We start from the raw sequence: 23,726 nt of genomic DNA, 5'->3' as shown, positions 1-23,726 counted from the left end.
GGCGGGCAGAATCCCTTCGTGCCCTCCCCCCTCATGCTGGGAACCTGGACCTTCTCGACCCGTGCGCTCGAGACCGCGTGGCCGGCGCTCGCGCAGGGCGGCCGGGCGCTTGATGCCGCGGTGGACGCATGTGCCGTGGCCGAAGAGGATCCCTCGGTGGACTCTGTTGGTTACGGCGGATTGCCCGATGCGACCGGTCAGGTCACACTCGATGGCTGCGTGATGGTGGCGCCGGGACAAGCCGGGAGCGTCGCGGGATTGCGGCGCCATCGACATCCCGTGCGCGTGGCGCGCATGGTGATGGAGCGGACACGCCACCTCATGCTTGTCGGCGACGCCGCCGACGACTTTGCAGACTCCTGCGGCGAGCTTCGTGAAGAGGTTCTCGCGCCCGAAGCGCGGGACGCATGGGAACGGTGGCTGGCCCGCGCCAAGGGCGACAACGAAACAGCAGCGCGTGGCGCCGAGGTGCAGAATGTCAAGGATGCATCGCTCGGCCTGCCTCGACCGGTGGACCCCGGTGGTGGTGGTGGGCGCCTCTTCGCAGGTGAGCGACGCTGGTGGCAGCACGACACGATTGGGGTTCTGGTGCGCGACCGAGCGGGCTCATTGGCTGGTGCATGTTCAACCAGCGGCACTCCATTCAAGACGCCGGGACGAGTGGGGGACTCGCCCATCATCGGTCACGGCCTCTATGTCGATCCGACGGCGGGCGCGGCCGTCGCCACCGGAACAGGCGAGTTGATCTCGTCGGTGTGCGGGACCTTTCTCATTGTGGAATTGATGCGCTCCGGGTGCGGCGCGGCCGAAGCCGTGCGGCGCGTGCTCGAACGCATCGACAACATTTTCACGCTGGAAGCGCATCACCAGGCGGCGTTCGTGGCGTTGCGAGCCGACGGTGACTGGGCGGCAGGCGCCCTGCGCAATGGTTTTCTGACCGTCCGGCGCGACGAGGCGGGAGCCGCTGTGGTCGAGCCGGGGGAGGTCATTCGAGATGACTGATCGCGAGTCGATGAGGGGCGCGATTGGCGCCAAGAGAAGTCCCGAGGCAGATGGTGAAGCGACCGGTGGTGCCGCCGGATCTCGCTCGCGCCTCTACACGCGCACGGGAGATGATGGCTCCACGGGGCTTTTCTCCGACGAGCGGGTCAGCAAGGATGACCCGCGCATCGAGGCTTACGGCACGGTCGATGAACTCAACGCCGCGCTCGGCTGGGTGCGCGCCTGGCGCGAGGGTCGCACCGAGGCTTCGCTTCGAGGCGCCGACCGTGACGGTGTCGCGTTGATTGAGCGGATCGTGGCCACGCTCCAGGATCGCCTCTTCGAACTGGGTGCGGATCTTGCGACGCCGCCCGGATCAAAGTTTGCCGATCGCGTCAATCGAATGAGCGACACCGATGTCGCCGAGGCGGAGAGGTGGATCGACGAGGTCGATGCGGCGAACCCCCCGCTTCACGCCTTCGTCCTGCCGGGTGGAAGCGAACTCGCGGCGCGCCTGCATGTGGCACGGACGGTGGCACGGCGGGCGGAGCGGGCCATCGTGGCGCTCTCTCACAACGAGGCAGTGGGGCAATCGGCCACGCGCTTCGTGAATCGCGTCAGCGACCTGCTCTTCGCAATGGCGCGCCGCGCGAATCACGAGCTCGGCGTGCAAGATGTCCCCTGGCGATCGCGTGCGAAGTCAAGCTGAGCCTGACCGCCGAGCGGTGCCGACCCGTCGCTGCTCTCGACGGAAGGAGCTGTGGGTTCGCCTGATCGAGTCTGCCTAGCCCGATGCGTGTGAATCGGGCTTGAGACACCGAGAGCGACGCCCTTGTGCACCATGCCGATCTTCGTGATGCGCTCCCATGCGCTGGCGGCGTTCGTGGGGCTCTGCTCGATCGAGATCGAGCGCCGACCATACGACCGCGCCACGGTCTGAGTGGTTCCGCTGCCTGAGAAGGGGTCGAGGACGAGCCCGCCTTCATCGGAGCACGCCAGAATGACTCGCTCGAGGTAGGCCTCGGGAAGCTGGTTGTGGTGGAGCGCGCGGCGCTCCTTGTTGTTGCCCTGCACGCGTCCCCAGTAGGGGCCGTACCAGACATCCATCGGCACGCGTGTCCCCGCGTTCTTCTCCTTCGCCTGCGTGCGCGGGTCGCCGTAGATGCTGGCGCGATCACTGGGTTCGCGAATGCGATCGGGTCGCCAGATGCGAGCATCGGGGTCCTTCGCAAAGTAGAGCGCGTGGACCTTGCTCATGATGAACGAGGTCTCGCGGTTCTGCCCGAAGCGGAAGTGCCAGACGCACCAGTTGATCATGACGAGTCCGCGCCGCTTGAGATGAATGACGATCTCGGCCGCGGTGTCGTCTGGAATGTTGACCCAGATGGAGCCGTGCGGCGCCAGCGCGTCCACGCAGCCGTCGAGCCAGTCAAAGGTGAAGCGCTCATAGGCATCGCGCGGCATGCCATCCTTCCAGCCGTCGTAGGGCACCTCCCAGTTGAAGGGCGGATCGGCGAAGACGAGGTCGACCGTGCCGCGGTCAGGCAGTGCCGGGAGGACATCGCGGCAGTCCCCTAGGAAGAGGCGCGTCTCGGGGTCGTCGGCCCGAAACGCGGGCTCAAGGGGGGCGCTTCGAGGTGCCGGCTGGTGCGGCGGCACGCGATCTCCGAAGAGCGTGATCTCCGCCGCCTTCATCTCGGCTGCCGACTTTCGCTGGACGATCGTCGCGCCCTTGGGCAGTGCATAGCCCCCGGGTCGGTCGAACTCGAGGTTCTTCTGTTCGGGCATGATCGAAGCGTACCCCGCCCTGTCGGTCTGCTGAACTTGGGCGAATCCCAGAGCCAATCACTTGCATTTTGCAAGCGATCGGATAGCCTGAAGGCATGAACGCCCCATCGAATCCCCCAGCGTCCATGGCTGCCTCGCCCCTCACGCCCGGATCAACGCCACCCGAATTGAGCCCTCGACTCGCCCCGCCCGGCGCGGGAGTGCCATTCATCGAGCGCTGGGTCGGAGGCATGATGCTCAAGCGGCGGCGACGCCGAGGCACGGTGGCGAGCCTTGCGGCGGACTTCGCCCGTGAGCGCACACGCATCATGGAGCTCACGAGCGCCCTCGATGACCGCAGCGCCTCGCGCCGCGTGCTGATTCGTCGCCTGCCCGGGCTTGAGGACAGCAGTCGGTACTGGTCGGTCTGGATGACGCTCGACCACCTTCGGATCGTGAACCTCGAGATCGCTCGCGTCATCGATGCGCTGAGTCGAGGTGTTCGGCCGGAAGGGGAGGCGAGCACCGCGGCGGTCAAGCCGTCGGAGTCAGTTGATGGCCGAGTCGTCGAGGCATTCGAGCAGTCGTGCGATCACCTCGCGCAGTCGGTGAGTCGGAGCACCAATCTCCTGACACGGGAGCGCTTCGCTCATCCGTGGTTCGGGCCGCTCGATGCGTTGGGCTGGCACGCCATGTCGGGCATGCACATGGGCATTCACCGCGGGCAGATCGAGCGCATCATGAGGGGCCTTGGTGTCGCCCCAAGCCGTGGATAATCGAGGCATGCCGCGATCACGCCGCTCCGAATGCCCGGTGTCGTGCACGCTCGATCTCATCGGAGATCGCTGGACCATGCTGGTGGTCCGCGATCTCTTCGCCGGGAAGTCGAGATTCGGCGAGTTCGCCGCATCACCCGAAGGCATTGCGACCAACATCCTGACGGAGCGGCTGAGTCGTCTGCTCGACGGCGGGATTGTCGAGGCGAAGGCATCTCCCTCGCGCGAGGGAGCGCTCGAGTACCGGCTTACGGCGCGCGGGCGCAAGCTGCTCCCTGTTCTGCGCGCACTCAAGGAGTGGGGGCTCGCGCACATTCCCGGCACCGTGGCGAGGATCACAGCGGGGTGAGTGAGCCCCCTCGTGGCGGCTCGCCGAATGCGGCGCTTGACATGGAAGGAGAGCGCCCCAGAGGCGCTCCGCGCGTGTCGTGCGCGGATGCACAGGCCGTTGCTTGCGCTCGCGACGAACTCCGCCAATCGCTTCGCACGGGGTCGCTCACGCTCTGCACTGACGGCTCGGACCGGCCGCGTGCCCGCGCGACGAACTCCACCAGCCGCGTCACACGCGGCGGCTCACGCCCCGATGGTGCCGAAGATCCGATCCCCCGCGTCGCCCAGGCCCGGCCTGATGAAGGCGAACTCATCGAGCTGGCGATCAAGCGCCGCCGTGTGAATCGGCACCTCCGGGTGCGCCGAGAGCATGGCGCGCACACCCTCTGGCGCCGCGACGAGGCAGACCATCTGAATGTCGACGCACCCCTTGCGCTTCAGGTGATCGACGGCATGAACGGCACTGCCGCCTGTGGCCAGCATGGGATCGACCACGAGCACAGGGCCATCGGCGACATCGGCGGGGAACTTCGCGTAGTAGTCGATCGGCCTGCGGCTGCTCTCGTCGCGCTGGATCCCGATGTGTCCCACCCGCGCTTCGGGGAAGAGGCGAAGAATGCCATCGGTCATCCCGAGGCCGGCGCGAAGGATCGGCGCCAGCGTGACCGGCTTCGCCAGTTGCGAACCGCGCATGCGCTCGAGCGGCGTCTCGACTTCGACCGCCTCCGTCGGGAAGTTGCGGCTCACCTCGAAGACCATGAGCCCCGCGATCTCGTTCAACAGCCTGCGGAACTCATCGGGCGGCGTGTCCGCTCGCCGCGCCAAGGTCAGCTTGTGCTGAATGAGCGGATGATCGAAGACGCGAAGGTTCGGGAACTCATCGGGCGTCCTCGGCATGGGGTCGAGTGTAGAAGACCGTTCCCGGTTTCGCGCATCCTGCGCCGTCTGGCGGTGGCGCGAGCGAGGTCGCACGCACCACCGCCACGACGCAGGACCTCGGGCGCACGCGCCGAGCGCATCGACCAGAGTGCGCTCGCACAGGCGGTGTGGAGTCGCTCTCGCAATCGCGCTCGCTCCAAGCGGTGTTACGGCTGGGTGATGCTGCGGATCGTCCCGGACATGTCGCGGATCTGCTTCCGCATGTCCTCGATCTGCTGCTGCATCTGCTGCTTCTGACGGAGGACGCCATCGAGGTGGCTCTGCACCTGCTGCGGAGTCATCGGGCCTGGCGACGGCACCGCGCCAGCAGGAGCGCCCGGTGTGCCGGGAACCACTCCTGCGGGAACGCCTGGAGCGCTGCCGGGGCTTGCCGCGCGAGTGAAGATGAGGCCGACCGTTCCAACAAGTCGCTCCGTGGCGCCGCTGCCCGTGAGGTAGTTCAACTCCCAACCGGGCTGATCGTCGCGGGAAAGATCAAGCATCGCGCGGATGCGCCGCTCGGTGCCATCGGGGGCTCGAACCGGGTCGGTGATGAAGGTCAGCACTCGACGCTGCGCATCCCATGTGCCCGCCGAGCAGAAGTTCACGGGGTCGCGATCGGAGAGGAGCGTGCGCGAGAAGGCCTGCGCCGTCTGGTTGTAGCCGATGAAGTCCACCCAGTGCAGCATGTCGCTTCCATTGGTGAGCACCTGCTCGCCCGCAAGGAAGAGTCCACCAAGGGTCCAGTTGTAGGCGGCGCTGCCGGAGAGGTCGCTGTCGGGTTGACCATTGGCATCGAAGCTCCGACCCGCCACCGCCCAGAGTCCGACCAGGCGACCGAGAAGCGCTCGAGCTTCAGCGTCGGAGAGCGACCCGGCCTGTGGCGCCGCATGAGCGACACCCTGGCGCGGTGCTCCAAACGACGGCATCAGGAACGCGGCCAGGCCTGCGCTGCCAAGCAGGAGTGACGCAGCGAGAATGGATCGACGACGGGGATGAGTTGGGTTCATGAAGTGGCTCCGAATCGGCAGCCTACCCTCGCCCCGATCAATGCCAAGACGGGGCATCAGCGGCAGAGCCACGCGTCAGAAGCGAGACGGCACCCGCTCCTGCACACGCCCCTTGCGTGGCCCGGCGCGCCGCGGAGGCCCGGAGTTCCCGGGTCTTCGCGGAGTGCGATACAGCACCCTTGACGCGCGAGCCCCGTGCGCGACCCGCCATGGTCAGAGCACTCGCGAGCCTCGAATCCTCTTGATGCGGCGGAGGATCCCGGTCTGATCTTGATCGAAGTTGAAGACGACCGTTCCCTCCGGCAGGGTCACCTCCTCGGTGATGGCTGTCATGACCCGCTGGATCAACCGCTTGCGGCGCAGCGTGGAGAAGCGCGTGCAGACGAAGGCGAGCACCGTGGCTCCGGGGTCATCCTCGTTGCGCGGCGTGCGTCGGACCAGCCAGGCGCGCCGAGCACCGGCGCGCCGAAGTTCCTCGGCCAAGATCGGGATCAGCGCGGGGTCCACTCCATGCGCTTCGAATCGATCGTGCTTGGTGAGTTGCAGCGCCATCTGATCGCGCTGCTGCACCTTCTTGAAGCGCTCTTCAAGCCGCTCCTGCCAGATGAGCGCGGCTTCGGTGTCACCACGACGGTAGTGGTGGTTCCGCAGTGCCTCGGCGCCCACGAGCATCGCCTCAGGGTCAAGCGTGATGGCGCGCTCGACCAGCACTCGGCCCTGATCATCGTCGCGCTCCAGAAGGCGCGTGCCCAGTGCGAAGAGAAGCGGAGCGTGATCGGGGCGTTCTCTCACCAGCGGGCGAAGGAGCGCGATCGTCGCCTCCTTATCGTCGTGAATGGCCTCGTTGAGCATGGCTCGCTCGAACGCCTCGTCGGGAGAGAGCGCGGCGCCGGATTCGACCTGCTCTTCAAGCTGCGCCAATCGCTGTCGTCGTTCGTCCGAGGCCTGATGTTGGGCGCGCCAGTCTTCGGCCACCTGCTCGCGCCACTGCGCATCGAACTCCTCGGCCAATACACTCTCCGCAGCTCCAAGGGCGAGGTGAGCCGCCGACTGCCCGGGGGCTGGCAGCACCATGCGTGGTCTCTCGCCCAGAGCCGCCAATCGGTCGCGCAGCACGGGATGCACCACGAGGTGGGTCGACTTGAGCCGCATGAGCTCCTCAATCCAGCGCTCCGCTGTCCTGCGATCGAGGCCTGACGCGAGACGCCTTGGAAAGTCCCGGCTCGGCGCACCCACGGGGATCGGGGAGTTCGTCGCGAGCTTCCCGATCTCGGGCCAGAAGATCTCATCGGCATAGCGATCCACCACGGCCGTGACGGTGAGCGCCTCGGCCGCGGCTCGCGGCGAGACGAGCAGCGCCGAGATCGAATCGGCGTGGTACTCCGCGAGCCGTTCGAGGGGGAAGACATGCGCCGCGAACCACGGCGCATAGCGGCGCAGGAATGGCGTCACCATCCAATGGCCGCGCGAGGGATCGTGCTCGAACGCTGCGGCCATCTGGCTCCAGCGCATGCGCTGCCGCCGCATCCAGTGCGCGAGCCTGTGGTGGCGCGGCGAGAGGTGGCCCAGTTCATGAGCCATGACCGAGCGGAACTGCTCCACCGTGAGCGCCTGCATCAACGGAAGGCCGAGCACCAGTTCACGGCGGAACCACCCGAGGAGGCCTAGGCGGGGCCACTCCTGAATACCGGCATTGATCGCCGGCACCACGATCACGCGGTGGATCTTCGGAGCGTTGACGCGCTGCCTGAGCTCATCGAGCATGTCGAAGAGCGCTGGTGCTTCGTTGCGGGTGATCTCCCGGCCCTCGGTCTTCGGCACGCGGAGGAAGAGGGCTCGCAGAACGACTCCAAGCACCACCAGGATCACGAGACCGAACTTGATGATGAACGCGATCGCCGCGCCGTTGGCTCTCGGCATCAGGAAGGGCACGATGAGTGCGCCCACCACGAGGAGGGCCAGCGCGCCCGTCACCACGCCGAGGTAGAGGTAGCCGAGGCTGGCGACGGCTCCTGCTCGAAGCGCGTAGCTGCCGGGGCGCTCCCTCGCCATGGTCTCGAGCTTGCGCACCAGCTCTTCAAAGCGAGTGGGGGTCATGGTTGCTTTGGGCGCAGCCGTCCGGCCCTCATCCTTCCTCGTCGCGCAGCCGCCGAATGGTCGCGCGAAGCTGGTCGAGGACTCTCATCTTCGCATGGCGGATCGCCGGCTCCGACATGCCGGTCTCCTTCGCGACCTCCTCGGCGGGCATGCCCTGCACGCCATAAAGCTCGAAGGCCTTCATCGTCTTGGGCTGGACCGTGCCACGGACCTCGTCCAGTGCTCGGCGCAGAAGGTGCTCGGTCCACTCGCGCTCCCACGCCACTTCGAGGTCGCTCGTCTCGGCCGCGGGGTCGATCTCCTCGGGGAGATTCTGCTGCGGCCTGCGTCGTCGGCGTCGGCTCCGGATGGCATTGAGCGTGACGCGCTTCAGGTAACCGCGGAAGCGCCCCTTGGACGGGTCATAGATGAAGTTGTTCGCCACCCGGAAGAACCCGAGCAGGACATCCTGCATCACATCGTCCACTTCCTGGGGCTTCAGGCCCGCGTTGCGCGCGAAGCCGGCGATGACCGGGCCGTACACACGGTTGAACTCCTCCCAGCCGAGTTGGCGCTCGAGCGTGCCATCGGCGCGAAGGCGCAGGAAGATGCTCGGATGCGTGCGATAGGGATCGTCGCGTGTCGCGGCGCCCTTCGGAGACACCGCATGTTCAGTGGACGAAGCGGCGCCGATCGTCGAGGCCGGTGCAACCGGGTCGGCAGGCAGCGGCTTCGGCTCGGGGATGATGTGCGCGGTGTCATCCTCGTCGCTTGAGAAGCGGACGAGCAGCGACCACGGCGCAATGCCGATCAGGTCGCGGTCGTGCACCTCCATGTCCTCGCCCGCGTCGAGGCGCACGCCATTCAGCCAGACGCCGCGCGTGGAGTTCTCATCGCGCAGGGTGACTCGGCCCCCATGCACCGCGAGCACGGCATGACGGCGCGAGACGCGTTCGTCGTCGAGCTGAAGATCGCAGCCGCTCCCTCGACCGATCTCAAAGTCGCCATCTCGCTCGAGAGTGACCGTCGGGAGCGTCGGACCATCGGCGACCGCGAGCGTGATGGGAAGGATCGAGGTGGCCGACGGCATGCGATCGTTCTATCAGATCAACCGGCGCGGGGGAACAGTGTGCCGACTCACTTCACGGTTCACCGGCGTCGCGGTTCCGCCGTGCAGTCCCGAGGGGGATGGCCAGCGCTCGCCACCGCTCGGCCTCGGCCTTGAGCCCCTGGGAGGCAAGGGCTCGGGCGACCAGATCGCCGATGACCCGCCGTGGAGAGCTGCCCGGAGGGAGCGCTCGAAGAAGCGGCGATTCGACTTCGCTCAGGATGGACCGTCCCTGTTCCACCTGGCCCATGCCGATCAGCGCCGCCGCCTCGACCGCCCGGCTCTCGGCAACCCACCAATGACCTGGCATCGTGGCGCGATTGAACGCGAGGTTCGGCTCGATGGCGGCGAGCGCTTCCTCCCAGCGTTCGTCGAGCAGGAGCGCCTGCGCCTCGAAGAACGAGGCGCTCGACTGCGATCGACGCCGCGCTGCGGGATCGGGGATCTGCTCGATGGCACGACGGGCTTCAACGAGGGCGCGCCGTGCGGCGGCGCCATCGCCGCGCGCAATGCCGAGTCGGGCACGCTCGAACCAGAGCGAGACGAGGCCGGCCGCATCGTCGGGATCGCTCTGCTTCTGGAGATCGAAGGCGCGGTCGAGGGTCGTCGCTGCGTCGCCGAATCGCTCGCGTTGAATGGCGATCGCCGCTTGCGTCCGAAGCGCCTCGATCATGGCGGCATCGCCCGCCTCACCCAGCGTGCCGAGGAGCGCGATCGCCGCCGTGATCTCCCGTTCGGCGGCGCGCGGATGATCGAGCGACAGCATCGCCTTGGCGAGCGCCATGCGAATCTCCGCCTGTGGTCGAGGCTGCTCGCGGAACGGAGCAATGAGCTCTTCGCGCGCGGCAGCAAGGAGCTCGTCGGGCGACGCGGCAGCGCCCTCCGCGGCACTGTCGAGTGAGAGTCGAGTGATGAAGGAGAGCAGCGCGCCAAGGGCGTCCGAGGCTTCCGCGCTGGCGCGCTCGGCCTGGAGCCTCGCCATCCGCTCCGCATGATGGGCGCGAAGTGTGGTCCGCAGAGCGGCGGCGACGAAGACGGTCGCCAGCAGCAGCGACGCGATCGAGATCACGGTGGCCACGGTGGCCCGCTGATGTCGCTTCACGAATCGAGAGAGGCGGTAGAGCACATCGGGCGGCGCCGCGTCGATGGGCCGTGCGGCGAGATGCCGACGCAGGTCAGCGGCGAGGTCTGCCGCCGAGTCGTAGCGCGCCGATCGATCCTTCGCGAGGCAGTGAGCCACGATCCAATCAAGGTCGCCTCGGAGCTGGCGCACGAGGCGCGACGGAGTCGTCGAGCGAGCCTTCGCCACGCGCTCACGCTCATCCGGCGGCAGGCGCTTCACTGCCTCCGAGGGTGGAAGCGGGTCGAGGTTCCTGATGCGATCGACGAAGTCAAGCAGCCGATCGCCCGTCGGTGTGGCGCGACCTTCAAGCGCGTCGGCTGGTGCCTCGTCGGCCACGCCCAGCGGAGGCGCGCCGACGAGCATGTGATGGAGAATCGCGCCCAGGGCGAAGACATCACTGCGGGGGTCGAGATCGCGACCGAGCGCCTGTTCCGGCGACATGTACTCGAGGGTGCCCACGACACCGCCTGGTGCGCTCGATCCGGTGGAGGAGGTTGAGGCGCCGGCCTCACCTGCCTTGCCGACAGGTGTCTCCGTTGCGGTGCCATCACCGGAACTGGCCGGGACCTCGTCGCCGCCAAGCGCTTCGGCAATCCCGAAGTCGATCACCTTCGGCAGACCCCACACGGGTGTGCCGTCGCCCGGCTGACCGGTCGAAACTAGGATGTTGCCGGGCTTGAGATCGCGATGCAGCACGCCGCACTGATGGGCATGGTGCACCGCGCGGCAGATCTCTTCGAAAAGGCGCACGCGAGCCTCGATCGACAGGCGCGCCTCGTCGCAGTGGCGAAGCAGCGGCAATCCACGAACGAACTCAACAGCGAACCACGGTCGGCCGTCGTCGGCCACACCGGCATCGAGCACATGCGCAATGCCCGGATGATCCAATCGTGCGAGCAAGCGCCGCTCGCGATCGAACCTCTGGAGAATCTCGCGCCCGGCAACCTGCGGCTTCAACACCTTCAGCGCCACCCGGCGGGGGATCGGTTCGCGCTGCTCCGCAAGGTAGACGACTCCGAAGGTGCCCTCGCCGAGCACACCGCGCAGCGTGTAGGGACCGATCCGCCGTGCCGATTCGGGAATCGACTCGAGCGGCTTGAGGAGCGGCGACGGCGCAGGAGTCTCACCAGGTTCGGTGGGCAGCGCGTCTCGAAGGCGCTGCGCGAGCGCCGCGTCGCCAGCACAGCGCGAACGCAGCCACGCGGAGCGCTCCCCGGCGGGGACCGACAGGGCTTCGCGCATCAGCGCGGCGAGCGAGTCGGCGCGGTGTCCAGCCACGGTGTCGGGATCGTACGGCAACTCGATCGCCGGCCGTGGGGGCGGGCGTGCTATCGTCCGCGCCATGGATCAGGCCTCTCCATCCGCCAATCCTCCGGGCACCGATCCCTTCCGGCTGGATGGGCGTCGCGCCGTCGTCTGCGGGGCCACGCAGGGCATCGGTCGCGAAGTGGCGCTGTGCATGGCCGAGCGCGGCGCGGCCGTCACGATGGTGGGTCGGAACGAGGATGGTCTTGCCAAAGTTCTCCGCGAAGTTCGGGCATGCACCCCCGATGGTGAGACGCGCGGCCATCGCACGCTGCAGGTTGATTTCGCTCAGCCTGATGCATTGGCGGCGGCTGCCGACGGGGAAGCGCGCCTCGGGCCTGTGCATGTGCTGGTCCACAACACCGGGGGGCCACCCGCAGGGTTCGCCATCGATGCGGCGCCCGCCGACTTCGAGATGGCGTTTCGGCAGCACCTCGTCACGGCGCAGCTCCTCGCGCAGTCGTTCGCACCGGGCATGCGGCAGGAGCGCTACGGGCGCATCGTGGCCATCACCAGCACGAGTGTGGTCACGCCTATTCGAGGTCTCGGCGTCTCGAATGTCATTCGCGCGGCGATGGCGAATTGGAGCCGGACGCTGGCGGTGGAACTTGCGCCCTTCGGGATCACGGTGAACACGGTGCTGCCGGGGTTCACCCGGACCGGGCGCCTGGAGTCGCTCTTCAAAGGGCGCGCGGCGCGGGCGGGGACAACCGTGGATGAAGTCGAACAGGAGGCGATGCGCTCGATTCCCGCCGGTCGGATCGGCGCACCACAGGAGATCGCGGCGGTGGTGGCGTTCCTTGCCTCGCCTGCCGCGTCGTATCTAACCGGCGCGAACATTCCCGTCGACGGAGGAAGGCTGGCGCTGCAATGACTCTTCGATCGTTCGTTGTTCACTCGGTGAGCGCGCGGGCGCTCTCGACCCTTGTGCTCGCGCTGCTACTAGGAGCGGTTGGGTGTGAGACTCCGCCACCGGCGCCGTCGCCGCAGGGCGTGCGCGACACCTCCGCCGACTTCATGCCACCGGGCAGCTCGCTCCAGGGCGCCCGGCGAATGGTTGTGCAAGTTGATCCTGCGCGCTTGAACCGAGGTGGCGGCTACACCGGCACCTTCACCCTGACCAATCGCGGATCGCAGGCGGTGATCCTTGCGAGCGTGGTCACGGCGTCGGATCATGTCTCGGCGAGTGCGCCCGGAGCCATGCCGTATCGCGTCGAGCCGGGTCGGAGTTTCTCCGTCGTCATCACACTGCGCACGCCATGGGATCGAGCGCTCACGGATGGCGGCCTCGCACGCGTGCTGACCACGGAAGGCGAGACGATCAACCTCTGGCTCCAGTTGGTCAGCATGGAGCCGGTCGCGCCCGTCGGGACACCGTGAGTGAGACCTGCCTCAATCTCATCGACGGCGCCATGCGCACGCCGGGGCGTGGCGCCTGGCTCGATGTGCATGAGCCCGCGACAGGGCTCGTGATCGGGCGCTGTGCTGCCTCGGACGAGATCGATGTCGATCGCGCCGTCTCCGCCGCGCGCCGCGCGTTTCCCGCGTGGAGCGCCCGGCCCGCGACCGAGCGCGCAGCCCTGCTTGAGAACCTTGCTTCGATCATGGAGCGCGACGCCGAGGAACTCGCGCTTGCCGAGTCACGCGACACGGGCAAGCCGCTCTCCCTGGCCCGGTCGATGGATGTGCCGCGCGCCATCGCGAACCTGCGGTTCTTTGCGGAACTGGTTCGAGACTGGGTGCCGGACATCTACGAAGGTGCGCCCGCAATGGGTGGTTCGGGCGGGCGCACGCGAACGGTTGTCCAGCGCGCCGCCGGCGGAGTCGCCGCGTGCATTTCTCCGTGGAACCTGCCGATCTACCTCTTCACATGGAAGATTGGCCCCGCGCTTGCGGCAGGTTGCACCGTGGTGGGGAAGCCGAGTGAGGTCACGCCTCGCACCGCCACCATGCTGGCAGAGCGATCGATCGAAGCGGGGTTTCCGCCGGGTGTGCTCAATGTCATTCATGGTCGCGGCTCGGAAGCAGGCGCGGCGCTGGTGGCGCACCCGGGAGTGTCTGCCATCACTTTCACCGGCGGCACGACGACCGGGGCGGCCATTGCACGCGCCGCGGCACCGTCGTTCCGGCGGCTCTCGCTGGAACTCGGCGGCAAGAATCCAACGATCATCCTCGGCGACAGCACCACTGAGTGCGTGGTTCCGGGCGTGCTTCGCAGTGCGTTCCTGAATCAGGGTCAGATCTGCCTCTGCGGCTCGCGCATCCTGGTGGATCAGTCGATCTATCCACAAGTGCGCGAGGCGCTCGTCGAGGGCGCTCGCGCGCTTCGGCTGGGCGATCCGCTTGAGGCGTCGACCGAGCAGGGGGCGATCACTTCGCAGGAGCACCTTCTCAAGGTGGAGCGCAGCGTGGCGCGCGCTGTGGAGCTCGGTGGTCGCGTGCTGTGCGGAGGGGCGCGGCCACCGCGCGAGTCGTTGCCCGAGCGCTGCCGCAATGGCTGGTTCTGGCAGCCCACGCTCATCGAAGGTCTTCCGCCCCAGTGTGAGACGAACCAGGAGGAGATCTTCGGCCCCGTCGCCACCCTCATTCCGTTCTCAAGCGACGAAGAGGCGATCGACATCGCCAACGGTGTTCGGTACGGGCTGGCCGCGAGCGTCTGGAGCGGCGATGAGCCGCGGGCGCAGCGCGTCGCTTCACGGATCCAAGCCGGAACGGTCTGGGTCAATTGCTGGCTGGTGCGAGACCTTCGCGTGCCCTTTGGTGGCTGGAAGGAGTCCGGCGTCGGGCGCGAAGGGGGACATGACGCCCTTCGATTCTTCACCGAGTCGCGCGCGGTGTGCACGGTGTCGATCGGGAGCGCGCCGTCGGCGAGCTGATGAGCATCGGGTCAGCGCGCCTCGCGCGCCGGTGAGATTGGGCGGAGGCAGCGAGGCGCCCTTCGGAACGACGCCGCGCTCTCTGGAACGACGCCGCACTCTCTGGAACGACGCCGCGCTCTCTGGAACGGTGCCGCGCTCTCTGGAACGACGCCGCGCTCTCTGGAACGGTGCCGCGTTACTCAGAGCGATGCCGTGCCTGCGGCGCGCGATAGCTCTCGCGCTCGCCGTCGGGCTTCATTGTGCGCGGCGCGGGCTGACGACCTTCGAGCTTCGCATCAAGGAAGATCTGGAAGGTGGTGTTCCGAAGCATGCTCCGCACCGAGTCGTTCATCTGCACCAGTCGATCATGAAGGGCGCAGGGGTCGCCCACGCCGCACACACCACCACCGAAGGGGCAGTTGGGGCTGTGATCGGGTCGCTCGAAGATGGTCCACACTTCCTGAAGAGTGATCTCAACCGGCGGGCGAGCGAGGGCGTACCCACCGCCTGGCCCCGGAGAACCGCGGACCAGTCCATGCTGGGAGAGAGCGGTGAGAAGCTTGGCCACCATCGGTCCAGGAAGACCACGGTTCTCCGCGATGTCGCTCGCGGAGAGGCGGGTGAGCCCCCCATCCCACACTTCCGCCAGGCGGCTCATGGCCGCAATTGCGCGCTCGGTCTGCTTGCCGTACATCGGACCTCCGAGGCTCCCAGATCGGGGGCCCTCATGCCTTGGTCCAGTGATGGCCGCCCCACGGTTCCGGGTCGCCGCGACGCAGCGGTCTGAATCCTGGAAGAGAGGTACTTGACCAAAGGCAGAATCAACGATACTAATATCCGAATTCGCAATCAAGGCCACCACGCTCAAAAAATGGCCAGTTTTCAACGATCCTCGGCGTGGTCACCCGCACGCCTCCTCGGCCTGTGAGCGAAATCACGATATTCGGCTCGTCATTTCGTCATCACCCCTTCGGAACCCACGATGCACGCTCCTCACGAATCGTCCCCCGGACTGGAACGCTTCAGTTACGACGACCAGACCCCCCGGATGTTCCTGCTCGCGACCCTCTTCTGGGGCGTGGTGGGCATGCTGGTCGGTGTCATCATCGCCGTCCAACTCGCATGGCCCGCCGCGAACATCGGTGAATGGTTGAGCTTCGGGCGGCTTCGACCCGTTCACACCAACGCGGTGATCTTCGCCTTCGGCGGCAATGCGATCTTCACCGCCGTCTACTACTCGATGCAGCGACTTCTGAAGACGCGCACCTTCAGCGACCTGCTCTCGAAGATTCACTTCTGGGGGTGGCAGGCGATCATCGCCGCGGCGGCCATCACGCTTCCGCTGGGCTACTCGCAGTCGAAGGAGTACGCGGAGCTCGAGTGGCCCATCGACATCGCGGTGGTGCTCGTCTGGGTGGTCTTCGCGATCAACTTCTTCGGGACGATCATGCGTCGCCGCGAGCGGCACCTCTATGTGGCGATCTGGTTCTACATCGCCACGGTGGTGACCATCGCGATTCTCTACATCTTCAACAACCTCGTGATGCCCGCCGATTGGCTTCGCAGCTACTCGGTCTACGCGGGCACGCAGGATGCCTTCATGCAGTGGTGGTACGGCCACAACGCCGTGGCCTTCTTCCTGACCACGCCATTCCTGGGGCTCATGTACTACTTCCTTCCGAAGGCGGCGGAGCGGCCGGTGTTCAGCTACCGCCTGAGCATCGTCCACTTCTGGACGATCGTCTTCCTCTACATCTGGGCCGGCCCTCATCACCTGCACTACACGGCGCTGCCCGAGTGGGCGAGCACCCTCGGCATGCTCTTCAGCGTCATGCTGTGGATGCCGAGCTGGGGCGGCATGATCAACGGCCTGCTCACGCTGCGCGGCGCCTGGCACCGCGTCGCGTCGGATCCCGTCCTCAAGTTCTTCGTGGTGGGCATCACCTTCTATGGCATGGCCACCTTCGAAGGACCGCTCCTCTCGGTCAAGAGCGTGAATGCGCTGAGTCACTACACCGACTGGACAATCGCCCATGTGCATGGCGGCGCGCTCGGCTGGGTCGGCTTCATGACCTTCGGCATGGCGTACTGGCTCATGCCGCGCCTCTTCCAGACGCCGATCGCGAAGCCGAGTTGGGTCGGCCTGCACTTCTGGATCGCGACCATCGGCATTCTCCTCTACATCATTCCGATCTACGCGGCCGGTCTGACGCAGGGGCTCATGTGGCGCGCCTTCAACGCCGAGGGCTTCCTTCAGTACCCCGACTTCCTCGAGACGGTGCGCGTGCTCATTCCGTACTACTGGTTCCGCGCGGTGGGCGGCTCGCTGTATCTCTTCGGCGCGGGGCTCTGTCTGGTCAATGTAATTCTCACCTGGCGCAGCGCTCCAGCCCGCTACGAAGAGCCCATCTATGAGGCCGCGCCGCTGGCGCGCGGATGGACGCCGGCGCCGGTGCCCGGTCCCGCGCTTCCCAAGGGCAGCGTCGTCAACTTCGCACGGACGCTGGATGTCTTCGCCCAGATGCGCTGGCACCGCAACTGGGAGGCGAAGGGGTTCTTCTTCACGATCATGGTCGCGATCGCGGTCATTGTCGCGTCGCTCTTTGAGATCGTGCCGCTCTTTGCGCTCAAGCGCGACATCCCGCGCATCGCGACGGTCCAGCCCTACACGCCGCTCGAACTGGTCGGTCGGGACATCTACATCGCGAACGGCTGCAACAACTGCCACTCGCAAATGATCCGCCCGCTTCGCGCGGAGACAGAGCGCTTCGGTGAGTACAGCAAGCCGGGCGAGTTCGTCTATGACCACCCGTTCCTCTGGGGATCGCGGCGCATCGGCCCAGATCTCGCCCGCGAGGGCAAGCGCGTGCCGTCGCCGCTCTGGCACCTGCGCCACTTCAACGATCCGAACGACACGAGTCCCGGTTCGATCATGCCGGCCTATGCGTGGATGCTCACCAAGCCACTCGACTTCGAGCAGGCCGTCAAGTCGACGCGAGCCATGCAACGACTGGGCGTGCCCTACGGCGACGAGACAGTGCGGAATGCGGCGACGCTCGCGCGAGTGCAGGCGGAGCAGGTCGCGGCCCGCATCGTCGACGAGGGCGGCAGCGCCGGCTACCACGATCGCGAAGTCATCGCGTTGATCGCCTACATGCTGCGACTCGGCACCGACCTCGATCGTCCACCCGAGTCGCCGCCCGCGGCCGTGGCGGCCGCGTCGCCCAGCGATGAACAACCTCGCAGCCTGGAGCAGCGGCCATGACCCTCGCCTTCACCTCCATCGGGGCGCAGATCGCCCTCGTGGTCGCCATGACCTTCTTCATCGGCGTGGTCCTGTGGATCTGGCTCACACCGAAGAGGCGCTGGGACAAGGACGCTCGCATTCCCATCGATGACGAGCCGCAGAACTACGACGACGCAGACTCGGCGGGCGGGGTTCCGCCTTCGAACCAGGGAGATCGACGCCCATGAACGACATGAACGACATGAACGACATGAACAAGCGGAACTCGAAGATCCTCGATCACGAGTACGACGGGATCCGCGAGTACGACAACCCGCTTCCGCAGTGGTGGACCTGGCTGATGTGGGGGACGGTGCTGTTCAGCGTGCCGTACTTCGTCTTCTACACCTTCGGCACCGGTGAGACGCTGGAACAGTCCTACGACTCGGAGACGGCGGCGTTCTTCACGGTGCTGGCACGGCGCCTCGGTGACATTCAGCCCGATGAACAGACGCTTGTCCGACTGAGCAAGGATGACACCTTCATGTCGATCGGTCGCGTGCTCTTTCGCGCCAATTGCAGCGTCTGCCACGGACCGGATGGCGGCGGCGGCACCGGGCCGAACCTGACCGATGACAGCTTCATCAATGTGAAGCAGGTGACCGACCTCTACCGAGTGATTCACGATGGCGTGATCAACAAGGGCATGCCTGCGTGGAACAGGAACTTCAGCCAGCCGCAGATGGTGGTGCTCTCCGCGTATGTCGCCAGTTTGCGCGGCACCACGCCTTCGGCGCCGAAGGCCCCTGAAGGGCAGGTCATTGCGCCATGGCCGGCGCCAGTGCCGGTGGAGAAGCCTGCGGCAGGTCAGCCCGCAGCTCGCCACGAGAGTGGGCCGACTTCGCCACCGGATGGAGCCGTATCGGCAGACCGCACCGCCAATGGGTGACATCTCGCTCCCCATGATCGACGGTCGGGTCCTTCCGACCATGAACGCCGACGGCTCACGGCGCTGGTTGACGCCGCGCCCCGCCAGCGGTCGCTACTGGAAGGCGCGCCTTGTGGTGGCGTGGGCGTTGATCGCGCTCTTCACCATCCTTCCGTGGCTTCGCATACATGGGCAACCTCCGATCCTGCTCGACCTGGTGTCGAGGCGTTTCGTCTTCTTCGGAGGCATTTTCCGCCCCACAGATACGCTGCTGCTGGCGCTCCTGATGCTCTCGATCTTCACCGCGGTCTTCCTGGCCACGGCGATCTTCGGCCGAGTGTGGTGCGGCTGGGGTTGTCCGCAAACGGTCTACCTGGAGTTCGTCTTCCGGCCGATCGAGCGCTTCTTCATGGGCAAGGCGTGGGGGCGCAAGGGTGCCACCGTGCCAGCGTGGCGCATGGTCGCGATGTACGCAGCCTTCGTGGTGCTCAGCGCTCACCTGGCGAACACCTTCCTCGCCTACTTCGTGGGCACCGATCAACTGGTCGGCTGGACGCTCGGCTCGCCCCTCGAACATCCGACGGCGTTCATGGTCTTTGCGGCGACCACCGGGTTGATGCTCTTTGATTTCTGCTTCTTCCGTGAGCAGCTCTGCACACTCGCGTGTCCCTACGGCCGCTTTCAATCCGTGCTTCTCGATCGGGATTCGCTCGTGGTCGGCTATGACCGCGTGCGCGGCGAGCCGCGCGGGCCAATCCGTCGCGCGGAGCGCGCGATGGCGGCGGTGGCGCCCGCATCCACGACAGTGGGAACGGCGCAGGCCGTGCCCGATCGGCAGGGGGATTGCATCGACTGCACCATGTGCGTGCAGGTCTGCCCGACGGGGATCGACATCAGGAACGGGTTGCAGATGGAGTGCATCAACTGCACGCAGTGCATTGACGCCTGCGACGAAGTGATGGACAAGGTCGGTCGCGACCGCGGGCTCATCCGGTACTCGTCCCAGCGCCGGCTGGAAGGAGAGGGGCGGGGCGGCTTCCGTCTGCGTCTGGTGGTCTACCCGCTGCTGCTGGTCACCTTCGTGGTCGCGTTCGTGCTCCTTCTTGCCACGCGGCGCGATGGAGCAGCGGTGCAGATGCGCACGCCGGGTGTGGCCTATGCGCTGCTCGCCGACGGCATGGTCGCCTCACCCGTGCGCATGCGCATCGACAATCGACTCGACGCAACGCGTCACTTCGAACTCGCATCACTCGACCCCGCCGTTCGGATCGAAGGCGATCTGTCCGCCACAGTTCCGGGCCATGACTCGGCTGAAGTCTCCTTCCGTGCCGTGGCGCCGCGCGCGTCGTTTGCGCGCGGCCATCGCACCCTGCTGGTGCAGATCCGTGATGCCGAAGGTCGCTCGTTCGACGCCGAACTGCGCCTCATCGGTCCTCTCGATGAACAACCCCTGGGAGGTCGTCCATGAAGTCGCTTCTCGTCAATCGCTGGATGTTCGTGCCGGTGATCCTTCTCCTGGGCAATGCGCTCTTCGCGTTCACCGCCGTGCGCCTTGCCCTCAGCGATCATGGCACGGCGGCGGAGCCCGACTACTACCGTCGCGCGCTCAACTGGGATGAGTCGCACGCGGCACGCACCGCGGGCGAGCGGCTGCGCTGGACGGTGTCTCCGTCTCTGGTGGCGTCAGCGACGGGCGAGATCACCCTCGACCTGTCCATTGCCGACAAGTGGGGGATTCCCATCAGCGAGGCGATGGTTCGCGTGGAACTGATTCCGGTTCGCGCTGCGGATCTTGCGATCCGCCGAGCGTGCGTCGAGTCAGAGGAAGGTCGTTATACGACGGCCTTCCCGGTGCGCGTCGGCGGTCAGTGGGAGATCCGCGTCGAGATCGAGCGCGGCGAGGATCGCCTGGAGGAGCGCTTTCGACGAATGCTTGCGCCCGCCGCATTCCACGCACCCGCGGAGGCGGGGTCGTCATGACCGCAGTGCTGCTGGCGATTTTCATCGCGAGCCTCGCGGGAAGCCTCCACTGCGCGGGCATGTGCGGAGCGCTTGCCACGGTGTCCTGCGCGGGGTGCCCGAGGGCGGCGGTGGGAGCGGGCGCGATCGCGTGCTACCACCTCTCGCGTGGAGTGGCGTACGCGCTGGCTGGCGTGGCCGCGGGCTCCGTCGGCGCGATCCTGAACCTGAGCGGCGAACTCGTCGGGATCCAGCGCCTGGCGGGCATTCTGGCCGGTGTCGCGGTCATCCTCACCGGTGTCGCGCTACTCATGCGCTACGGCGGATTCGCGTCGCAGGCGCGCACTCCTCGATGGCTGAGCGAGGCTCTTCAAGCGGGTCACCGCGCGGCGCTGCGCGTGCAGCCGTGGCCTCGAGCCATGATGATCGGTGCGCTCTCGGTCGCCCTTCCATGCGGATGGCTTTGGGCATTTCTGGCCGTGGCCGCAGGCATGGGTTCATCGCTCGGCGGAGGGCTGGCCATGGTGGCGTTCTGGGCGGGCAGTGTGCCCATCCTGAGCGCGGTGGGGCTCGGCGCGGGACGACTCGCCTCGATGGGGCGAGGCAGCGTTGCGGCACTGATGGGTGTGGCGATGGTGGTCATCGGCCTGCACACGGTGTCGGTGTCCGTGCAGCGGAGCGAGCGGGTCGCCCTTCATGGCGTCGAGGCGATTCGTGCCGCGCATCGCATGGAGCACGGAGCCGATGCACGGCAGCAGCCATTCAGCGCCGCGCGTCGCAGCCTCGATGAGGCCACCGAGGAGATTCCCGCCTGCTGCCGAGAGGTGGAAGGGCCATGATCGCGCGGAGCGAGATGACCGACGCGAAGGTCACGGAGCATCCTTGCGCTCACTGTGGCGAGCCATGCCCAGCCGGCGCTCCCGCCGGTGCGAATGGTGAACGCTTCTGCTGCTCCGGCTGCCGCACCGTGTGGGGCCTGATTCGCGGCTGCGGGCTCGGTGACTACTACCGGCTGCGAGACGCCGAGGGGGCCGTGGGCACGCCGGCGCGTGAGATGCCTCGGCGCCGCCTCGAGCTCGATTCCGCATCGTTTCTCGAAGCGCAGAGCGAGGCGGTCGACGATCGGCGTCGGCGCGTCGTGCTCGGCCTCGACGGCCTTCGATGCGGCGCGTGTCTCTGGCTCATCGAGTCGCTTCCGCGCCTTCGGCCGGGGGTGATCTCGGCACGCGTCGATGCGGGGCGATCTGCGATCGAGATCGACTGGGATCCGCACCTGATCGAACTCTCGGCAATCGCGGAGCTGCTCTCCCGCCTCGGTTACGAAGTGCTGCCGCTTCGGGATCGCCGCGAACGACTTGATCAGCGCCGCGCCGATCGCGCGTGGCTCATCAGGCTGGGTACTTCGGCGGTCATCTCAGCCAACACCATGGGCATCGCCTTCGCCCTCTATGGCGGGTCGTTCCATGGCATGGACCCCGCGACGCGCGCCTATCTCCAGTGGATCTCGCTGGGTCTTGCGGCCGTGAGCGTCTTCGTTCCGGGGCGGATCCTCCTTCGCAATGCATGGTTCGCCCTGCGCAGCCGCGTGCCGCATGTGGATCTCCCCATTTCGCTGGCGCTGGTTGCGGCGCTCGCCGGTGGTGCGTGGAGCACCTGGCGCGGGGGCGATGGCGTCTATGCCGAGAGTCTCTCGATGCTCGTCATGCTCCTTCTTGCCGGGCGCTTCGTGCAGTTCCGAAGCCAGAAGCGGGCACGGGAGCAGGTCGAGTTGATCGCCGCGCTTCTGCCAGGCGCCGCACGACGGCTCAAGCTCGACGGCACCGTCGAGATGGTTCCGCTCGAAGCGCTCCACGCCGGCGACATCGTGGTGGTCCCCGCGGGCGAGGTGGTGCCCGCCGATGGTTCACTTCGCGTGCCAGCGGGAACATCGCGCGTGTGGGCCGACCTTCAGGCGCTGACCGGCGAAAGTCGTCCGGTGGAGCTTGCCGATGGAGATCGCTGCTGGGCCGGAACGCGACTGCTCCAGGGCCCGGTCGAAGTCGCGGTCGAGGCTGCCGGAGCCGAGAGCCGCATGGGTCGCATCCGCGCGATGGTCGAGGAGGCGTCATCGCATCGAGCTCCGGTCGTCGAGTACGCGAATCGAATTGCCGGATGGTTTCTGCTCGCAGTCGTCGTGCTCGCGATCGCGACCTTCGTTCTCTGGGTGCCGCATGACCCGGCCGCGGCGCTTGAGCACACGGTGGCCCTGCTGGTCGTGACTTGCCCCTGTGCGTTGGGGCTCGCGACGCCGCTCGCGATCGTCGCGTCGCTCGCCAAGGCGGCGCGAGTTGGCATGCTCATCAAGGGTGGCGATGTGCTTGAGCGATTGTCAGGCCGCGGCACGCTGGTGGTGGACAAGACCGGCACACTCACCGAGGGGCGCATGCGCGTGGAGTGCGTGGAAGGCTCGACCGAGGCGCTCATGCTCGCCGCGTCGCTCGAGCGCCTGAGTGCGCATCCCATCGCCGCGGCCATTGTCGAGTGGAGCTTGGATTCGCCTGCGCGCGCGGCGCGGCATGAACCGCCCGTCACGCATGAGCGCGAAGTTCCAGGTTCAGGCATGCTCGGCAGGGTCGGCGATGCCAGGGTGGTGATCGGTCGTCTGGACTTCGTCTATGCAGACTGGACCGTCAGCTCTCGCGATGCCGAGCGGTGGCGCAAGGTAGCCAGGTCCATCGCCCAGCGTGGGTGGACGCCGGTGGCCGTCGCGGTGAACGGCGAGGTGGTGGCCGTGGCCGGCGTGGGAGATCCTCTTCGGCCCGATGCGGAGCCGGTCATGCGCGAGCTGGAGCGTCGGGGGTGGCGCGTGGTCATCGCCTCGGGTGACGACCCGGAGATCGTTCGGGGCATGGCGCAGCGCTTGTCACTCGATGAGTCCGCGGCGCGGGGCGGCCTCTCCCCCGAGCAGAAGCTCGAGCTGATCGAGCGGCTCAAGGAGAGCGGCGACGGCCCGACGCTCATGGTGGGCGACGGCGTGAACGATGTGGCGGCCATGGCCGCATCGGATGTCGGCGTGGCCCTCGGCACGGGCACGCGCGCCTCGCTCGAAGTGGGCGATGTCTGCCTCGCGCGCCATGGACTTGGCGCGCTTCCGTCGCTCCTTGCCGGTGCGCAGCGCACGAGGCGAGTCATCCGACTCAACTTCGGGCTCAGCCTCGGCTACAACCTGCTCGGTGCTTCACTGGCCATCGCGGGTCTGATGAACCCGCTGCTTGCCGCCATCATCATGCCGATCTCCGGGCTGACCGTGACGGCCGTGGCGATTCGTGCGACTCGCTTCGCACCGGGCGGCGCGAGCCACTCAACGCGGACAAGGGAGTGA

21 protein-coding genes are annotated in these 23,726 nt (G+C 67.0%); 14 read left to right on the top strand and 7 right to left on the bottom strand.

Annotated features, from left to right (window positions below):
- Positions 1-18 precede the first annotated feature (18 nt).
- Together KF724_09255 and KF724_09250 are read left to right on the top strand one after the other, a co-directional pair.
- The gene (locus KF724_09255) at positions 19-1,002 is read left to right on the top strand and encodes an isoaspartyl peptidase/L-asparaginase (protein MBX3355872.1); all 984 of its coding nucleotides are present in this window, start codon (positions 19-21) and stop codon (positions 1,000-1,002) included.
- Positions 995-1,690, top strand: a complete 696-nt coding sequence (locus tag KF724_09250) for a cob(I)yrinic acid a,c-diamide adenosyltransferase (protein ID MBX3355871.1) — start codon at positions 995-997, stop codon at positions 1,688-1,690. The genes KF724_09255 and KF724_09250 overlap by 8 nt, the downstream gene beginning before the upstream one ends.
- Here KF724_09250 and KF724_09245 read toward each other — a convergent pair.
- Positions 1,636-2,769, bottom strand: a complete 1,134-nt coding sequence (locus tag KF724_09245) for a site-specific DNA-methyltransferase (GenBank protein ID MBX3355870.1) — start codon at positions 2,767-2,769, stop codon at positions 1,636-1,638. The genes KF724_09250 and KF724_09245 overlap by 55 nt on opposite strands.
- A gap of 125 nt (positions 2,770-2,894) precedes the next feature.
- On the opposite strand from KF724_09245, the gene KF724_09240 reads away from it, so the two are divergent.
- On the top strand, positions 2,895-3,524 hold the full coding sequence (locus KF724_09240; GenBank protein ID MBX3355869.1) for a DinB family protein: 630 nt from the start codon (positions 2,895-2,897) through the stop codon (positions 3,522-3,524).
- Between the two features lie 7 nt (positions 3,525-3,531).
- Positions 3,532-3,873 carry a helix-turn-helix transcriptional regulator gene (locus tag KF724_09235; protein ID MBX3355868.1) on the top strand — a complete coding sequence of 114 codons (342 nt, stop codon included), beginning with the start codon at positions 3,532-3,534 and terminating at the stop codon, positions 3,871-3,873.
- Positions 3,874-4,097: 224 nt separating this feature from the next.
- Here the strand turns inward: KF724_09235 and upp are convergent, their stop codons facing one another.
- The 5 genes from upp to KF724_09210 form a co-directional block, all read right to left on the bottom strand.
- Positions 4,098-4,751 (bottom strand): uracil phosphoribosyltransferase, encoded by a 654-nt coding sequence (gene upp / locus KF724_09230; GenBank protein MBX3355867.1) that lies wholly within the window; start codon positions 4,749-4,751, stop codon positions 4,098-4,100.
- A 188-nt stretch (positions 4,752-4,939) separates the two neighbouring features.
- The gene (locus KF724_09225; GenBank protein MBX3355866.1) at positions 4,940-5,782 is read right to left on the bottom strand and encodes a DUF1579 family protein; all 843 of its coding nucleotides are present in this window, start codon (positions 5,780-5,782) and stop codon (positions 4,940-4,942) included.
- Between the two features lie 213 nt (positions 5,783-5,995).
- Positions 5,996-7,879: a M48 family metallopeptidase gene (locus KF724_09220; GenBank protein MBX3355865.1), complete on the bottom strand. Its 1,884-nt coding sequence runs from the start codon at positions 7,877-7,879 to the stop codon at positions 5,996-5,998.
- Positions 7,880-7,907: 28 nt separating this feature from the next.
- Positions 7,908-8,948, bottom strand: coding sequence for a sigma-70 family RNA polymerase sigma factor (locus KF724_09215; protein MBX3355864.1), 1,041 nt, complete (start codon positions 8,946-8,948; stop codon positions 7,908-7,910).
- A gap of 52 nt (positions 8,949-9,000) precedes the next feature.
- A complete protein-coding gene (locus tag KF724_09210) occupies positions 9,001-11,367 on the bottom strand; it encodes a protein kinase (protein MBX3355863.1) in 2,367 nt (788 codons plus the stop codon).
- Between the two features lie 64 nt (positions 11,368-11,431).
- Here KF724_09210 and KF724_09205 point away from each other — a divergent pair, with 64 nt between their 5' ends.
- The 3 genes from KF724_09205 to KF724_09195 are packed head-to-tail and all read left to right on the top strand — an operon-like array spanning position 11,432 to position 14,270.
- Positions 11,432-12,268, top strand: a complete 837-nt coding sequence (locus KF724_09205; GenBank protein ID MBX3355862.1) for an SDR family oxidoreductase — start codon at positions 11,432-11,434, stop codon at positions 12,266-12,268.
- Entirely contained in the window at positions 12,265-12,774 is a 510-nt protein-coding gene (locus KF724_09200) for a hypothetical protein (GenBank protein ID MBX3355861.1), read from the top strand. The genes KF724_09205 and KF724_09200 overlap by 4 nt, the downstream gene beginning before the upstream one ends.
- Complete coding sequence (locus tag KF724_09195) at positions 12,771-14,270, top strand: aldehyde dehydrogenase (protein ID MBX3355860.1); 1,500 nt, start codon at positions 12,771-12,773, stop codon at positions 14,268-14,270. The genes KF724_09200 and KF724_09195 overlap by 4 nt, the downstream gene beginning before the upstream one ends.
- 178 nt (positions 14,271-14,448) lie before the next feature.
- Here KF724_09195 and KF724_09190 read toward each other — a convergent pair whose 3' ends face one another.
- Positions 14,449-14,946: an Rrf2 family transcriptional regulator gene (locus KF724_09190; protein MBX3355859.1), complete on the bottom strand. Its 498-nt coding sequence runs from the start codon at positions 14,944-14,946 to the stop codon at positions 14,449-14,451.
- A gap of 288 nt (positions 14,947-15,234) precedes the next feature.
- Between KF724_09190 and ccoN the strand changes: the two genes are divergently transcribed.
- From ccoN to KF724_09155, 7 genes are read left to right on the top strand one after another with little or no spacing between them, the layout of a single operon-like run.
- Positions 15,235-17,517 (top strand): cytochrome-c oxidase, cbb3-type subunit I, encoded by a 2,283-nt coding sequence (gene ccoN / locus KF724_09185; protein MBX3355858.1) that lies wholly within the window; start codon positions 15,235-15,237, stop codon positions 17,515-17,517.
- Entirely contained in the window at positions 17,514-17,726 is a 213-nt protein-coding gene (locus tag KF724_09180; protein ID MBX3355857.1) for a cbb3-type cytochrome c oxidase subunit 3, read from the top strand. Before ccoN ends, KF724_09180 begins: the two co-directional genes overlap by 4 nt.
- Complete coding sequence (locus tag KF724_09175; GenBank protein ID MBX3355856.1) at positions 17,723-18,427, top strand: c-type cytochrome; 705 nt, start codon at positions 17,723-17,725, stop codon at positions 18,425-18,427. Before KF724_09180 ends, KF724_09175 begins: the two co-directional genes overlap by 4 nt.
- The gene (ccoG, locus tag KF724_09170; GenBank protein MBX3355855.1) at positions 18,420-19,874 is read left to right on the top strand and encodes a cytochrome c oxidase accessory protein CcoG; all 1,455 of its coding nucleotides are present in this window, start codon (positions 18,420-18,422) and stop codon (positions 19,872-19,874) included. Before KF724_09175 ends, ccoG begins: the two co-directional genes overlap by 8 nt.
- Entirely contained in the window at positions 19,871-20,386 is a 516-nt protein-coding gene (locus KF724_09165; GenBank protein ID MBX3355854.1) for a FixH family protein, read from the top strand. The genes ccoG and KF724_09165 overlap by 4 nt, the downstream gene beginning before the upstream one ends.
- A complete protein-coding gene (locus tag KF724_09160; GenBank protein ID MBX3355853.1) occupies positions 20,383-21,204 on the top strand; it encodes a sulfite exporter TauE/SafE family protein in 822 nt (273 codons plus the stop codon). Before KF724_09165 ends, KF724_09160 begins: the two co-directional genes overlap by 4 nt.
- Entirely contained in the window at positions 21,201-23,726 is a 2,526-nt protein-coding gene (locus KF724_09155) for a heavy metal translocating P-type ATPase (GenBank protein ID MBX3355852.1), read from the top strand. Before KF724_09160 ends, KF724_09155 begins: the two co-directional genes overlap by 4 nt.

The organism is Phycisphaeraceae bacterium (genome assembly GCA_019636735.1).
GTDB lineage: Bacteria > Planctomycetota > Phycisphaerae > Phycisphaerales > SM1A02 > VGXK01.
The sequence above is the reverse complement of the archived record's forward strand: the minus strand, read 5'-3'. Positions and strand labels throughout refer to the sequence as shown.

What these genes read in the sequence shown, in the direction of transcription:
- KF724_09175 (MBX3355856.1), top strand. Translation starts at nt 17,723, where the DNA reads ATGAACGACATGAACGACATGAACGACATGAACAAGCGGAACTCGAAG.
- KF724_09155 (MBX3355852.1), top strand. Translation starts at nt 21,201, where the DNA reads ATGATCGCGCGGAGCGAGATGACCGACGCGAAGGTCACGGAGCATCCT.
- KF724_09225 (MBX3355866.1), bottom strand. Translation starts at nt 5,782, where the DNA reads ATGAACCCAACTCATCCCCGTCGTCGATCCATTCTCGCTGCGTCACTC.
- KF724_09245 (MBX3355870.1), bottom strand. Translation starts at nt 2,769, where the DNA reads ATGCCCGAACAGAAGAACCTCGAGTTCGACCGACCCGGGGGCTATGCA.
- KF724_09240 (MBX3355869.1), top strand. Translation starts at nt 2,895, where the DNA reads ATGGCTGCCTCGCCCCTCACGCCCGGATCAACGCCACCCGAATTGAGC.
- ccoG (MBX3355855.1), top strand. Translation starts at nt 18,420, where the DNA reads ATGGGTGACATCTCGCTCCCCATGATCGACGGTCGGGTCCTTCCGACC.
- KF724_09200 (MBX3355861.1), top strand. Translation starts at nt 12,265, where the DNA reads ATGACTCTTCGATCGTTCGTTGTTCACTCGGTGAGCGCGCGGGCGCTC.
- KF724_09250 (MBX3355871.1), top strand. Translation starts at nt 995, where the DNA reads ATGACTGATCGCGAGTCGATGAGGGGCGCGATTGGCGCCAAGAGAAGT.
- KF724_09235 (MBX3355868.1), top strand. Translation starts at nt 3,532, where the DNA reads ATGCCGCGATCACGCCGCTCCGAATGCCCGGTGTCGTGCACGCTCGAT.
- KF724_09160 (MBX3355853.1), top strand. Translation starts at nt 20,383, where the DNA reads ATGACCGCAGTGCTGCTGGCGATTTTCATCGCGAGCCTCGCGGGAAGC.
- KF724_09180 (MBX3355857.1), top strand. Translation starts at nt 17,514, where the DNA reads ATGACCCTCGCCTTCACCTCCATCGGGGCGCAGATCGCCCTCGTGGTC.
- KF724_09190 (MBX3355859.1), bottom strand. Translation starts at nt 14,946, where the DNA reads ATGTACGGCAAGCAGACCGAGCGCGCAATTGCGGCCATGAGCCGCCTG.
- KF724_09205 (MBX3355862.1), top strand. Translation starts at nt 11,432, where the DNA reads ATGGATCAGGCCTCTCCATCCGCCAATCCTCCGGGCACCGATCCCTTC.
- KF724_09215 (MBX3355864.1), bottom strand. Translation starts at nt 8,948, where the DNA reads ATGCCGTCGGCCACCTCGATCCTTCCCATCACGCTCGCGGTCGCCGAT.
- ccoN (MBX3355858.1), top strand. Translation starts at nt 15,235, where the DNA reads ATGCACGCTCCTCACGAATCGTCCCCCGGACTGGAACGCTTCAGTTAC.
- KF724_09165 (MBX3355854.1), top strand. Translation starts at nt 19,871, where the DNA reads ATGAAGTCGCTTCTCGTCAATCGCTGGATGTTCGTGCCGGTGATCCTT.
- upp (MBX3355867.1), bottom strand. Translation starts at nt 4,751, where the DNA reads ATGCCGAGGACGCCCGATGAGTTCCCGAACCTTCGCGTCTTCGATCAT.
- KF724_09220 (MBX3355865.1), bottom strand. Translation starts at nt 7,879, where the DNA reads ATGACCCCCACTCGCTTTGAAGAGCTGGTGCGCAAGCTCGAGACCATG.